This is a genomic window from Nocardioides hungaricus (genome assembly GCF_054782915.1).
In genome coordinates, this window is record NZ_BAAGRO010000032.1 from 88,784 (window position 1) to 102,472 (window position 13,689).

General features: G+C 74.4%; 10 protein-coding genes. 3 read left to right on the forward strand and 7 right to left on the reverse strand.

Annotated features, from left to right (window positions below):
* Nucleotides 1-290: 290 nt before the first annotated feature.
* From ACYVKX_RS13130 to ACYVKX_RS13140, 3 genes are all read right to left on the reverse strand, one after another.
* The gene (locus ACYVKX_RS13130) at nucleotides 291-1,664 is read right to left on the reverse strand and encodes a DUF5719 family protein (RefSeq protein WP_460832986.1); all 1,374 of its coding nucleotides are present in this window, start codon (nucleotides 1,662-1,664) and stop codon (nucleotides 291-293) included.
* Nucleotides 1,661-4,507: a glycosyltransferase gene (locus ACYVKX_RS13135; protein WP_460832988.1), complete on the reverse strand. Its 2,847-nt coding sequence runs from the start codon at nucleotides 4,505-4,507 to the stop codon at nucleotides 1,661-1,663. Before ACYVKX_RS13135 ends, ACYVKX_RS13130 begins: the two co-directional genes overlap by 4 nt.
* 71 nt (nucleotides 4,508-4,578) lie before the next feature.
* Nucleotides 4,579-4,833 carry a WhiB family transcriptional regulator gene (locus ACYVKX_RS13140; protein WP_460833147.1) on the reverse strand — a complete coding sequence of 85 codons (255 nt, stop codon included), beginning with the start codon at nucleotides 4,831-4,833 and terminating at the stop codon, nucleotides 4,579-4,581.
* 205 nt (nucleotides 4,834-5,038) lie between these two features.
* Here ACYVKX_RS13140 and cofD point away from each other — a divergent pair, with 205 nt between their 5' ends.
* Both cofD and cofE read left to right on the forward strand, forming a co-directional pair.
* Nucleotides 5,039-6,037, forward strand: coding sequence for a 2-phospho-L-lactate transferase (gene cofD, locus ACYVKX_RS13145; RefSeq protein ID WP_460832991.1), 999 nt, complete (start codon nucleotides 5,039-5,041; stop codon nucleotides 6,035-6,037).
* Nucleotides 6,034-6,996, forward strand: coding sequence for a coenzyme F420-0:L-glutamate ligase (gene cofE, locus ACYVKX_RS13150; RefSeq protein WP_460832993.1), 963 nt, complete (start codon nucleotides 6,034-6,036; stop codon nucleotides 6,994-6,996). The genes cofD and cofE overlap by 4 nt, the downstream gene beginning before the upstream one ends.
* 16 nt (nucleotides 6,997-7,012) lie before the next feature.
* On the opposite strand, the gene ACYVKX_RS13155 is transcribed toward cofE, so the two are convergent.
* The 3 genes from ACYVKX_RS13155 to ACYVKX_RS13165 all read right to left on the reverse strand — a co-directional run bounded on the left by ACYVKX_RS13155 (nucleotide 7,013) and on the right by ACYVKX_RS13165 (nucleotide 9,802).
* On the reverse strand, nucleotides 7,013-8,278 hold the full coding sequence (locus ACYVKX_RS13155; RefSeq protein WP_460832995.1) for a type II toxin-antitoxin system HipA family toxin: 1,266 nt from the start codon (nucleotides 8,276-8,278) through the stop codon (nucleotides 7,013-7,015).
* A complete protein-coding gene (locus ACYVKX_RS13160; protein ID WP_460832997.1) occupies nucleotides 8,265-8,615 on the reverse strand; it encodes a helix-turn-helix transcriptional regulator in 351 nt (116 codons plus the stop codon). The genes ACYVKX_RS13155 and ACYVKX_RS13160 overlap by 14 nt, the downstream gene beginning before the upstream one ends.
* Nucleotides 8,616-8,716: 101 nt before the next feature.
* On the reverse strand, nucleotides 8,717-9,802 hold the full coding sequence (locus ACYVKX_RS13165) for a mannose-1-phosphate guanylyltransferase (protein WP_460832999.1): 1,086 nt from the start codon (nucleotides 9,800-9,802) through the stop codon (nucleotides 8,717-8,719).
* Between the two features lie 18 nt (nucleotides 9,803-9,820).
* Here ACYVKX_RS13165 and ACYVKX_RS13170 point away from each other — a divergent pair, with 18 nt between their 5' ends.
* Nucleotides 9,821-10,534 carry a TIGR03089 family protein gene (locus ACYVKX_RS13170; protein ID WP_460833002.1) on the forward strand — a complete coding sequence of 238 codons (714 nt, stop codon included), beginning with the start codon at nucleotides 9,821-9,823 and terminating at the stop codon, nucleotides 10,532-10,534.
* Nucleotides 10,535-10,541: 7 nt separating this feature from the next.
* On the opposite strand, the gene ACYVKX_RS13175 is transcribed toward ACYVKX_RS13170, so the two are convergent.
* Nucleotides 10,542-13,403, reverse strand: coding sequence for an FG-GAP-like repeat-containing protein (locus ACYVKX_RS13175; protein WP_460833004.1), 2,862 nt, complete (start codon nucleotides 13,401-13,403; stop codon nucleotides 10,542-10,544).
* Nucleotides 13,404-13,689 lie beyond the last annotated feature (286 nt).

A 13,689-nucleotide genomic window follows, 5' to 3' on the forward strand; every position in this document is an offset into this window, starting at 1 on the left:
CCCCCCCCCCCCCCCGCATGACCTCCCCACGACTCGGGCCCAGTCATGCGGGCTGGTCGTGGGGGCAGTGCCTGGGCTGTCCCGACTGCCCTGTCGGCGCAATTGCGCTGTTGTGGCAGCGCCTGCCCCACCCCCACTGCCATCTCGGCGCAATTGCGCCGTTGTGGCAGCCACGTCGTATGACTGTCCCGGGAGATGAGAGGTCCCGCGCACGGCGCGCGGTCCAGAGCTCAGTACCCAACCGAGACCAGCGCGGTAGCCGCCGAAGGCGCCCAGGACAGGAGGCGCCGCTACGGCAGCCCCGGCCGCACCGCCGGCACCAGCCCGCTCGTCGCGGGTCGGGTGAGCGGCACGACCGAGGTGCCGGTGCCGGTGGCCAGCACCGCGCCGGACACCGCGGCCCGCGACGGCGACACCGTCACCAGGACCGCGCCGGCGGGCAGGCTCACCGCGTAGCCGCGGCCGGGGACGACCTCGATCCGGCGGGTGGCGAGCACCTCGCCGGCGGCCGAGCCCGCGACCACCTCCACGGAGCCGGCGCCGGAGGCGCCGGCGAGCAGGAGCCGCTTCTCGCCCTCGGGGACGAGGACGGCGGCGGGGCTCGCCACCTCCAGATCGGGTACGGCGTGCGACAGGTCACCCTCGACGTACGTGCGCAGCGAGGTGCTGACGGGCTCGTTCGCCGTGACCAGCAGGCCGGTCGCGCCCTCCAGCGCCCGCGCGAGCGCGCCGGTGACGCGCAGGCGTGCCGTGCTCTGCGGGGGGACGCGCAGGTCCGGCACGTCGCGCGGCGCGAACACCGACTCCCTCGTGACGACCCGGATCGAGGCGAGCACCTCGTCCGGCCCGCCGTTGGCGACGGCCAGGATGCGCCGGGCGTCCGTGCCGGGGCCGATGCCGAGCAGGAGGTTCGAGGTCGACGGCTCGGCCTGCGCGGGCAGCCAACCCGTAACGGTCGCGCCGCGGCCGAGCGGGTCGAACCGGTCGAGCACCGTGGCACCGATCCGGCCGCGGGCGGCCACGACCCGCAGCGACAGCTCGTCGCGGCGCGGCACGATCGAGGACAGGTCGAGCCGCACGCTGGAGCCGGCTGGGACCGAGACGCCCCGCAGCCGCGGCGCGTCCACGACCCCGCGGCGGCCGTAGACGGCAACGTCGGCGACCGCCGTACCGGAGTCGGGGCCGGAGTCGGGGTTGGTGAGCTCGAGGACCGAGCGGTGGCCGGCGCCCGACCCGACGCCCGCGAACCACGAGCTCGGCGACGGCGGCAGGCAGGCCGCGGCCGCGCCCTCGCCGATCCGCGACGCCACCAGACCGGGCGCGGTGTCGTCCTCGCCGGACACGACGACCGGGTCGGCGCCGGCGTCGACCGAGGCCACCCGGCCCGTGGCGACCTGCGCCGCGCGGGAGCCGACCTGCACCGGACCCCGCACGTCCGGGGCCGCGCTGGTGACCGCGACGTCGCCCCGGCCCGAGGGGCAGACGGCGGTCGCGCGGGTGAGCGGCGTCCGGGTCGGCGCCGCGGACGGGTCCGCCGGCTCCGGCGGGCGCACCAGGAGCAGCGCGAGCGCGCACGCGACCGGCAGTACGACGGCCAGCACGGTCGTGAGGTCGACGCGGCTCCCTCGGCGGGCGGACCGGCGGCCGGACGTGGTGCCGCTCATGCCGACCGCCGCCGGTTCGCCGTGGGCAGGCAGAGCACGAGCACCAGCAGGATCGCGCCGCCCTGCCCGACGAGCAGCACGACCCGCAGCCACGACGTCGGCCCGTCGAGCAGCCCGGCGTCGAGCGGGCGGTCGACCCGCCAGGCGCGGGTGGTGCGCTCCTCGGCGCTCGCCGGCACCAGGCCGGCCGCGGCGTCGAGCACGGCGGCGACGTCGCCGTCGGCGGGCGCGGGCAGCACGACGTACTCGATGCCGGAGGCCCCCAGCTCGTCGACGAGCGCCGGCGTCGGCCGGGACGCAAGCCGGCCGACCAGCGCGGTGAAGTCGTCGTCCCCGGCGGTCAGGTTGAGCACCTCGTCCTCGCCGAGGGTCACGCCGTCGCCGCGGCGGACCGTCCAGGTGAGGCCGTCGTCGACGCCGCCGCGGACGACGAGGATGCCGCGCTCCGGCCCCTGCTCGGAGCTCTGCACCATGTAGACGGGGATGTCGGTGTCGACGCCGTCGGCGATCGCCGGATCGGAGTCGATGATCCACCAGGCCAGGCCGCTGAGAGGTACGGCGACCGCGGCGGTCGCGAGCACCCCGGCGACCGCCCGCCGCCGGCCCGCAAGGTCGGCGCCGACCGCGCCGAGCACGATCGCGGCCACGAACGCACCCTGCAGCACGACGACCAGCGCCCCGAGGCCGATGCCGGTCGAGATCGCCGCGAGGTCGAGGGAGAACGTCGCGAGCACCGCGGCCAGCAGGGCAGCGACGAGGCCGACGATCCAGCAGACCAGCACCGGGATCCGGGTCGCCCGCGGGGCCAGAGCGACCAGCGCCAGGACGGCGACCACCAGCCCGAGCCACCACGGGGCGCCGAGGCCGCCGAGCCGGCCCGACGCCAGGTCGAGTCCGTCGACGGCCGCCGCGGGCAGCCGGCCGGTGTCGAGCAGCAGACCCTCGGCCGCGCCGCGCTGAACCGACGGGATCCACCAGGGCGCGAGCAGCGCCGGGACCAGGCCCAGGGCCAGCGCCGGCGGACCCCACACCGACCACCCGGCGCTCCGCGCGATCGCGAGCGCCGCGGCCACCACGACGAGCCCGAGCGCGACCGCGAACAGCCACAGCACCGGCGCGAAGGCCGACGCGACGCCCAGCAGCAGGCCGGCCCGCCAGGCCGCGCGCCAGCGCCGGTCGGCGTCCGGGTCGGCGAAGCCGAGGGCGGCGTGCGCCAGCCACGGCAGCAGCGCCGCGACCACGACCACGCCGAGTCGGCCGTCGCCCCACGCGCCGCTCGCGACCGGCACCAGCGCCCACGTGACCGAGCCCCAGAGCAGCACCCGGCGCGGCGCCCCTGCGGGCGTCGCCAGCCGCCCGGCCACGCGCAGGAAGCGCCACGCGCCCCACAGCCCGAGCGGTACGGCGAGCAGCAGCACCGCCGAGACGGCGGCGCTCGCGCTCCCGAGCAGCAGCGTGCCGAGCACCGCCAGCGGGAGGAGGTACGCCGGCGCGGGGACCGCCGTCCCCGTGCCGAGCGGGTGCCACGTCTCGTACTGGAGGCGCCACCAGTCCGACACCCCGGCCGGTGCCGGGGAGAGCCCGCCGCCCGCGACCGGGTCGAGCGCGCCTCGCGCGCCGACCACCGCGGCGAGGACGAAGACCGTGAGCGCCAGCGCGACCGGGTTGGTCAGGAACCGAGCCACCACACCGGTGTCCTCGGCGAGCTCCTCCTCGGTGCGCGAGCGCGCCACGGTGCTGGCCATCGTGCTGGCGGGCGCGTGCTCGGCCGCGGCGATCCGGCGGCGCTCGGCCACGTCCGCGGCCTGGTTGGTGGCCGCGGCGAGGAGGTCGCCGACGAAGTCGAGGCCGTGCCGGTAGGGCACCCACCACGGCGCCAGCAGCGGCCGAGCGCGCGCCGGATCGGCGCCGCCGGCGCGCCGGGACCGGCGGGCGGCCCGGATCTCCCCGGGATGCGCGTAGAGGCTGAGCAGCGCGGCCAGGTCGTCGAGCGCCTCGCCGACCGAGCGCACGACGAGGAAGCCGAGCATCCGCAGCAGCGTCCCGAGGAACAGCCGGACCACGAGCCACGGCAGCGCCCGGCGCCGCGCGTTCGCGAGCAGCGTGTAGAGCGCCGCCCGCCGCTCCTGGTAGTGGGTGTGGCGTCCGGTCAGCGGCGTCCGGCGTACGCCGCGGTGCGCGGCCTCGGCGTGGAACACGACCGCCTGCGGCACCACGACGGTCTTGTGGCCGCGCGCGGCGGCGCGCCAGCCGAAGTCGAGGTCGTTGCCGAAGATCGGCAGCCGGGCGTCGAACCCCCCGAGCTCCTCGAGCACCTCGCGGCGCACGAGCATGCCGGCGGTGTTGACCGCCAGGACCTCGCGGACCTCGTCGTGCTGGCCCTGGTCGTACTCGCCGCGCTCGAGGCCGGTCTCGCGCCGGCCGGTGCCGGAGATGGTGACGCCGAGCTCGAGCAGCCGCCGCAGCGAGGGCCACTCGCGCAGCTTCGGGCCGAGGACGTCGGCGGCCGGGTCGGCCGCGGCGGCCTCGAGGAGGGCGGTCAGCGCGCCGGGGTCGGGGTTCGCGTCGTCGTGGAGGATCCAGACCCAGTCGCTGGTCGAGGCCGACACGAGCAGCTGCTCGAGGCCCATCGCGACGGCCGCGGGGAACGAGGTCGAGCCCGGGGCGCGCAGCACGTCTCCGAAGGCGCGCTCCAGCAACTCGGCGCTGTCGTCCCTGCTGCCGGTGTCGATGGCGACGACCGCGTCGACGGGCGTCTGCTGGGAGGTCAGGCCGTCGATGACGGCCGGCAGCCAGCGGCTGCCGTCATGGCTGACGAGCAGTGCCGTGACCGAGCAACCCACGGCCCGAACCCTAACGGCCGGGGATCGGACGCCGACTCGGGCGCCCTACCGGTCGTGAGCCGGCGACCGAGTCAGACGGCGCGCTTCTTCAGCTTGCGGCGCTCCCGCTCGGAGAGACCGCCCCAGATGCCGAAGCGCTCGTCGTTCATCAGTGCGGACTCGAGGCACTCCTCGCGCACCTCGCACGTCAGGCAGACCTTCTTGGCCTCCCGCGTCGACCCTCCCTTCTCGGGGAAGAACGCCTCGGGATCGGTCTGCGCGCAGAGCGCACGATCCTGCCAACCAGCATCCTCGGCGTCCCCGTCGAGGAGAAATAGTTCTCTCACGGCCTTCGCCCTTTCGACCCGTCCTGCTCCCACATCCCCGTTGCCCGCCGCGGTCCCGATCGTCACGGACCCGGATCACCGCGGTGGAACGCGGATGACACTGTGGGAATTACATGCCTGTCGTACCCCGGAAGTCAAGCCCGGATCTGCTATGGGCCCCGGACCCGGGGACGGACGCCCTCCCCACGTGCGGCAAGGTATCCGCATGCACGACATCACGGTGCTCTCGGGGGGCATGGGCGGCGCCCGCTTCCTGCAGGGACTGCTGCACGGGATCGCGACCGGCCGCCTGCCCGGTGTCACACCCGACGCACGCGTCACGGTGATCGCCAACACCGCCGACGACCTGTGGATCCACGGGCTCAAGGTGTGCCCCGACCTCGACACCGTGATGTACACCCTCGGCGACGGGATCGACCTCGACCGCGGCTGGGGCCGGCGCGACGAGACGTGGAGCGTCAAGGAGGATTTGGCGGCGTACGGCGTGGAGCGCACCTGGTTCGGGCTCGGCGACCGCGACATCGCCACCCATCTGGTCCGCACCCAGATGCTGGACGCCGGCTACTCCCTCACCGACGTGACCGCCGCGCTGTGCCACCGCTGGCAGCCGGGGGTGACGCTCCTGCCGATGACCGACGACCGGGTCGAGACCCACGTCGCGATCCCCGACCCGGACGCGCCGAGCGGCCGGCGGGTCGTGCACTTCCAGGAGTACTGGGTGCGGCTGCGCGCCGAGGTGCCGGCCGAGGCCGTCGTGTTCGTCGGCCTCGACGACGCGGCACCCGCGCCGGGCGTCCTCGACGCGATCACCGACGCCGACCTGGTCGTGCTGCCGCCGTCCAACCCGGTCGTCTCGGTCGGCACCATCCTCGGCGTACCCCGCGTCCGCGAGGCGCTGGCCGCCACGCGAGCGCCGGTCGTCGGCCTCTCCCCCATCGTGGGCGGCGCCCACGTGCGCGGCATGGCCGAGCAGCTGCTGACCTCGATCGGCGTCGAGGTCAGCGCCGCCGGCGTCGGCCTGCACTACGGCAGCCGCGGCGACGGCGGCGTGCTCGACGGCTGGCTGGTCGACGAGGTCGACGCGGACCAGGTCGAGCGGGTCGCCGCGGCCGGGCTGGCCTGCCGCGCGGTGCCGCTGATGATGACCGACCACGACGCCACCGCCGCGATGGCGGCCGCCGCCGTGGAGCTGGTCGCCCGATGACCCGCGTCGAGGTGGTCGCGCCCGACGGCGCGCCCGAGGTCCACCCCGGCGCCGACCTGGTCGAGGCCCTGCTGCCGCTGGTCGACCTCGAGGACGGCGACATCGTGGTCGTCACGAGCAAGGTGGTGAGCAAGGCCGAGCGCCGGGTCCGCCGCGGCACCCGCGACGACGCGCTGCCCGGCGAGACCGTCCGGGTGGTCGCGCGCCGCGGCCCGACCACGATCGTGCGCAACCGCCTCGGCCTGACCCTGGCCGCCGCCGGCATCGACAGCTCCAACGTCGCCGCCGGCCACGTCGTGCTGCTGCCCGAGGACCCCGACGCCTCCGCGCGCGGGATCCGCACCGGCGTCCGCCACCGCACCGGCCGCAACGTCGCCGTCGTCGTCACCGACACCGCCGGACGCGCCTGGCGCGAGGGCCAGACCGACATCGCGATCGGCGCCGCGGGGCTCCTCGTCGCCGAGGAGTACGCCGGGCGCACCGACGCCCACGGCAACGAGCTCGCCGTGACCCTGCCCGCCGTGGCCGACGAGATCGCGGGGATGGCCGAGCTCGTGCAGGGCAAGCTCGGCGGGCGCCCGTTCGCCGTCGTCCGCGGGCGCGCGGACCTGGTGCTCCCGCCGGACGAGGACGGCCCGGGCGCGGCGTCGCTGGTCCGCCCCGAGGGCGGCGACCTGTTCGGCTTCGGCGCCCGCGAGGCCGTGGTCCGCGCCCTTGCCGGCGACCCGGCCGACCGCCCGGTGTTCGGGGCACCAGCCCCGCCCGAGGAGCTGGCCGCCGCGATCGCCCGGGTGCTCGGGCTCGTGGCGTCCCACTCGGTCAAGGAGGGCGGCTCGCTCGTGGTCACCCACCCGCGCGGCATGAGCCGGGCGCTGGGCGCCCTCGCGTTCGCCCACGGCTGGGAGGTCCTGCCCACCGACTCCCCGAGCGACGCCCGCCTGCGGCCGGCGCGTCCCTAGGTCGACCGGGAACCCGTCATCGGTAGCCGTGGAAGGCGTACGGGTTGAGGATCTGGCGCTCCCACAGATACCTGCGGTCGTCCGCGGTCATGCCGACGTCGTCGGCGGCCTGGTCCCACCCTCCGCGGATGGTCGTGACCTGACGGTCGACGATCTCGCGAGCCTGTTGCGTCGAGAGGCCGTAGGCGCCGGCGGCGCTCACGCACACCGCGAACCGGCTGTCTCGTCGTCCGTCGGCGGTGATGTCCATGGCCTGTCGCGCCTCGCCGCCGGATCTCACCTGGGGACAGATGTCGTAGGCCGGGGTGAGCTCGAGCCCGCGCCCGTCCCAGAACGCCGCGTGGTTGCGGGCGTGGTCGTCGATGTTGCCGACCGCGACGTTGAACACGATGCGCTCGAACAGCTTGCGTCCCGCGGTATCACCGTCACGGCCCCTGCGGCGAAGCACGTCGAGGACCTCGAGGTAGGAGGAGTAGCGGGCGCCGAGGAAGTCGCCGAACCCGAGCATCGTCAGCGCGGAGATCATCATGCGCCGGCGGCCGTCACCGGGTCGGTCGAACCGCTCGACGAGCAGGACGTCACGCCCGAGCGAGGTCCTGACCATGGTCTGCGGTACGTCGATGCCGACCTGTCGCGCGAGCTCCATCGCGACCGCCTCGGCCTTGACCACCGGGTACGGGTCCGACGACAACGACAGCTTCGCGATCCAGCTGGTCTCATCGTCGTAGACCAGGACCTTGGGTCGTGCGCCGCCGACCGCGGTCCCGTTGACCAGGGCGTCACCGAGGACGGCCGGCAGGTCACCGCGCTCCACCGCCTGCGCCGCGGCGTGCAGCTCGTCCAGGCTGGCGTGCTCCTCCCGTGGGACGTACTCGTCGGCACTGGCCTGGAAGTCCAGGGCGCCGATACGGTCGGACCCGGACTCCAACAGGTAGGTCAGCTTCGTGGCCCTGACCCGGTCAGCCGCATCGCCGTACCGGCCACCGGCCAGGCGGATGTTGATGACCCGCTGGCCCCACGAGTCAGGGCTGGCGTCCCACAGGCAGCCGGCCAGCTCCAGGCCGTCGGGAGGGTCCTGCCACCCGGCCCGGAGCGGGAGCTCGGGGCCGTAGAGGCTGATGGCGTCCGAGCGGTCCAGGTAGCGGCGACCGTAGATGAACCGGTGCTGCCCGCCGCCGACGTGATGTACCCGGCCGGCTGGGACGGGCTCGGCCGAGCCGGGCAGCCAGACCCAGACGAACGCCTCCTCCGGAGGCGAGGCCAGCCGGTCAGAAGTCGTCATCCGCACCGTCCTGGGTCCGCGCGGCACGGGGCGGCCGGACCTGCTTGGGCAGGAGTGCCAGGGTCTCCTCGCCGCGCCGGCGTGCCAGCGCCAGGTCGTCACCCTCGAGCCCGAACAGGTTCACGCCGACCGTGAAGGCGGCGTTGAAGACCGTGCCGACCGCAACGTTCGGCGACCCGTTCTCCACCGCCGACAGCGTGCGGGCGTCGACCCCGAGGCGGGCCGCGAGGTCGCGCTGCGTCCAGCCGCGCTCGAGCCGGGCCCGCTTGACCTGCGCCGCCAGCACCGACAGCGCGTCCCGGGACGCTCGGGACACCGCCACGCTGCGCTTCGCCACCGCCATCACCTGCAATAAAAAGAATCTAAAACCGGAATAGATGCTTTTTATTGTAGTTCGGAGGCTGTCGATGTCAACCGCCTGACTTGTCCCTAGCTTCGCTAGGTCAGCCGGCCCCGGCCGCTCTCCTTCAGCTCCGCGACGACCTGCTTCACGTCCTGGGCCCGCGCGCGCGTCGTCACCAGCAGGGCGTCGGGGGTGTCCACCACGACGACGTCGTCGAGGCCGACGACCGCGACCACGCGGCCCGAGGCCGGTACGACGAGACCGCTGGCGTCGTGCGCGACCACCCGCTCCGCGTCGCCGAGGACGGTGGTCGCCGCGGCGTCGCCGAGCAGCGTCGCCAGCGAGTCGAAGTCGCCCACGTCCTCCCAGCCGAACGCCGAGGGCACGCAGACGACCCGGCCGGCGTCGGCCGCGGGCTCGGCGACGGCGTGGTCGAGCGCGATCTTCGGCAGGCCCGGCCACAGCTCGTCGAGCCGGACCGGCTCGGCGGCGATCGCGCGCAGCGACGCGGCGAACTCCGGGTGCCAGGTGCCGAGCAGGTCGAGCAGCACCGTGGGCCGGACGACGAACATGCCGGCGTTCCAGCGGTAGCGGCCGGTCGCGACGTACTCCGTCGCCGTGCGGACCGACGGCTTCTCGACGAACTCCCGCACCGACCGCGCGCCCGGGTGGCCGGCGAGCTCGTCGCCGAGGTGGATGTAGCCGAACGCCGAGGACGGGCACGCCGGCTCGATGCCGAGCGTCACCAGCCAGTCCTCGCGCGCCACCTCGACCGCCGTGCGCACCGCGTCGGCGAAGAGGCCGGGGTCGGGGATCACGTGGTCGGCCGCGAAGGACCCCATCACCGCCTGCGGGTCCTCGCGCTCGAGCATCGCCGCGGCCAGGCCGATGGCGGCCATCGAGTCGCGCGGCGAGGGCTCGGCGAGCACCCGCTCCGGTGCGACCTCGGGCAGCTGCCCGAGCACGGCCTCGCGGTGCGGCCGGCCGGTGACCACCACGAACCGGTCCGCGGCCAGCGGCCCCAGCCGGTCGCGGGTGTCCTGGAGCAGCGTGCGGCCACCGCCGGTGAGGTCGTGCAGGAACTTCGGCGCCGACGAGCGCGACAGCGGCCACAGCCGGGTGCCCGCACCGCCCGCCGGGATCACGGCCCAGAAGTGGTCGATCGCGTCGGTCGCAGCCATGCCTGAGAGGCTAGCGAGGTGACCACCTTCTCCGAGCTCCTGGCTCGCCGGCTCCGCGCCGACGCGGGGCGCCCGTTCGTCACGTTCTACGACGACGCGACCGGCGAGCGGGTCGAGCTCTCCGTCGCGACGTACGCGAACTGGGTGGCGAAGGCCGCGAGCCTGCTCAGCGAGGAGCACGGCCTCGAGCGCGGCCAGGCCCTGTGCGTGGACCTGCCGCCACACTGGCTCGGCCCGGTGTTCCTGGGCGCGGCCTGGACGGTCGGGCTGGTCGTGACCGGCCCCGGGGACGGCGGTCCGGACGGGGTGGTGTGCGGTCCGGACGGGCTGGACCGCTGGGCGGAGCACGCCGACGACCTGCCGGTGCTGGCCTGCTCGCTGCTGCCGCTCGGGGTGCGGTTCGCCGGCCCGCTGCCGGCCGGCGTGCACGACGTCGGCGTCGAGGTGTGGTCGCAGCCGGACGCGTTCACGGCCTGGGACCCGCCGGGCCCGGACGACCCGGCGCTGCCCGGCCTCAGCCAGGGGGAGATCTGGCGGGCGGCCGCCGCCGGGAGTCTCCTCACCGACGGCGGCCGCCTTCTGTCGGAGGCGAACCCGGCTTCCCCACCGGGGATCGCCTCCCTCACCGAGCCGCTCGCCAGAGACGGCTCGCTGGTCCTGGTCGCCCACGCCGGGCCGGGGCGTCTCGACGCACTGTCGGCCGCCGAGCGCACCACGGCCCGCTTCCCTTGATCGCGGGTCAACCAGCCAGGTCGTAGGCCCCCATTCCGCTCGCCAGGTAGCGCCGGGGTTGGAAGCCCGTCTCGGTGCCCTGGATCAGGTAGAGGTCGCCGGTCTTCCGCTCGCGGACCAGCAGGTCCGCGTGGCCGGTGAGCATGACGTCGCTGATGCCGACGACCCAGTCGTACGGCGAGAGGTCGAGGCCGAGCGCCTTCCCGCCGGTGAGGCCACCGGGGCCGTTGCCGGGGTAGAGCGTGAGCCGGTTGCCCTTGCGGAACAGGGAGTCCGGGGCGCCGTCGCCGTTCCACCGGCCGACCGCGATCTGCTTGCCGGCATCGATCCGGCTGTGCGCGACGTAGCTCGGCCTCAGGCCGTCGGTGCCGGCGCCGGGGTAGATCCGCATCGCCCCGCCCGCGGGCTGGCCCATCAGGTCCGGGAACCCGTCGCCGGTCATGTCGCCCACCGCGGCGAGCAGTCCGACGCTCTTGAAGTTGCCCGGCAGCCGGATCGGCTTGGCGAACGTGCCGGTGCCGTCGCCGCGTCGCAGCTTCAGCGCGCCGGTCTTCTTGCTGCGCACGATCACGTCGCCGCGCCCGTCGCGGTCCCAGTCGCCCGCGTTGAGCACCAGGTTCGCGCCCTTCAGGTTCAGGTTGGTGACGATCGGCCGGCCGACCTCGGTGGTCCCGGCGTTCGGGAACGTCACGAGCGACTCGCGCGTGCGGCCGACCAGGTCCGGCGTACCGTCCGAGGAGACCTGCGCGGCGCCGACCAGCCCGCCGACCGTGGCGATGCGGAGCACCGGGCCGAGCGGGCGGCCGTAGCTGCCATCGCCGTTGGAGGGCAGCACCCAGCCGTTCTTGCTGCCCGCCTCGCGGGCGAACAGGTCGGTGTCGCCGTCCTTGTCGAAGTCGCCGTAGCCGGTGATCGTCGAGTACTTCGCGAAGCTGCCCGGGACCTTGACCGGGGCCCCGAAGCCGCCCTTGCCGTTGCCGGGGTGGAGCCACAGCGTGCCGGACCTATCGCGGCCGATCAGGTCGGCCCTGCCGTCCCCGTCGGCGTCGCCGGCACCGATGAGCTGGGTGTAGCCGTCCCAGCCGGTGCCGGCCTTCTGCAGCCGGAACCGGGTGCCGGAGCGGCCGAGGTAGACGTCGAGCCGACCGTCGGAGGTACGCCGCGCGACCAGGTCGTTGCGGCCGTCGGCGTTCAGGTCGCCCACGGCGGTCACCAGGTCGTGGCCGCCGAAGCCCTTGACCGTCCGCACGCTCGCCCCGAAGCCGCCGTTCCCGTCGCCGGGCCGCACGGTCGCCGAGCCGCTCGGTGACACGACGAGCAGGTCGCCGTACCCGTCGCCGGTGAGGTCGGGCGAGACCACCGGCTTGTCGTCGGCCCCGATCCCGCTGGCGGCCGGGAGCCCGGCACCGAAGCCGGTGAGCCCGCCGGTCGGCAGGATCACGCCCTTGCCGTCGCTGGCGCGCCGCACGATCAGGTCGGGATACCCGCTCCCGGCCAGGTTGGACTCGAGGTTGCGGCCGTCCCAGCCCTTCTGCGCGGCGGCCGCGAGCTTGCGGATCTGCGGGATCTTCGCGTAGAGGTAGCGCCCCGGGCAGGCGGTCGACGCGGCGTCGCGGTGGCCGTTGATCGCCTGGAAGTACCGCGACCCGACCCACTGCCGCTTCGAGGATGCGTCCACGCCGTGGAGGGAGAGCTTCCACGCGAACAGCGCCGCATAGGCCTGGATCACGGCCTTGGTCGGCTTGGCGGTCTCGTAGTTGCCGATCGCCGACATCGCGAAGGAGTAGTCGTTGTAGTTGAGCGTGTGGGCCCCGACGACCGGGCGGTCGACCCCGCCGGCCCGGCCCTCCCAGATCCGGCCGAACCGATCGACGAGGAAGTTGTAGCCGATGTCGGACCAGCCGCGCGACTGGGTGTGGTAGGCGTAGATGCCGCGCAGCAGCGCCGGCACCTGGGCCCGGGTGTAGTTGTTCGCGTTGACCGTGTGGTGGACGAACCCGGCGTGCACCTCGAAGTAGCTCAACGAGCCCTTGTCGCGCATGCTCTCGTCGGCCCCCCACTGGGCGCGGGAGAAGATCTGCGGCTTCGGGGTGTACGTCGCCGCGCTCAGGCCGAGCCCGTCGTCGGTCGGCTCGTCGGGCTCCGCGGGCTCTGCGGAGTCCTCGCCGGTGCCGTCGTCCATGGTCGAGGTGTCCAGGGCGGGCCGCTCGACGGCGGTCTTCTGGTCCGTGCCCGGATCGATGACGGCGAGCCTCATGTCGGCCGGGAGCCGCCTGGCCCCGGAGACCCGCACCTGGACCTCGTCGACCTCGCCGATGAGCAGCGCGTCCGTGCCGGGACGGGCGTCCTTGCCCTCCTCGGTGCCCGGGTCGGCGGCATGGTCGTCGGTGTACTCGAGGTCCATCCACTCCGACCAGGTGTCGCCGGTGCGGGTGCGGACGGCGAGGTCGAGGTCCTCGTCCGGGATGTCCTCGCCGCTCGCCCAGGTGACGCCGATCGTGCCGTACCCGGAGACCGGCTGCGGGAGGCTGACCACCTCCGGGCCGCCGAGCTCGCCGGTCCTGCTGCGGGCGCTGACCGAGCGCAGCGCGCCGGACTTGGTGCCCGACTTGGTGCCCGCGGGGGCGGTGAGCGCGTACTCCTCGACGGTGGGGTCGACCACCTCGGTCGAGACGCGCGAGGGGACCGCGGATCTCTTCGTGTACGCCGCCAGGCTGCCGCCGAGCGCGGGACCCCCGCTGGCGCCGGGGGTCTCACGCACGACGTCGAGGCTGACGACGCTGGCCGCCGGGGTCAGGGCGGCGATGACGACACCGAGGGCCAGCAGCTGCTGGCAGAGGGTGACGAAGCTGGTTCTTCTGGGGGACATCGACGTACTCCATGTGCGCGGGGAAGTTCACACGAGACGCAACTTTCACACGCGCAACACGCACCACGGAAGAGGAACTGAGTAACTACAGTCTTGTAATTTCCATTCGACACGCCGACAGATCCGAGATTTGTCAAGAAATCTCATTCTTGTAATTCGACGCCGAGTCGGCGCAACTTGCCCGCCAGAAGGGCGCAAGTCGGCGCAACTTGCCCGCCGGTTGGGCAAGACGCGCCGAGTCGGCGGGGGTGACGGCGGGCTTGCGGCCCGCGGGTTGTGGGGCGAG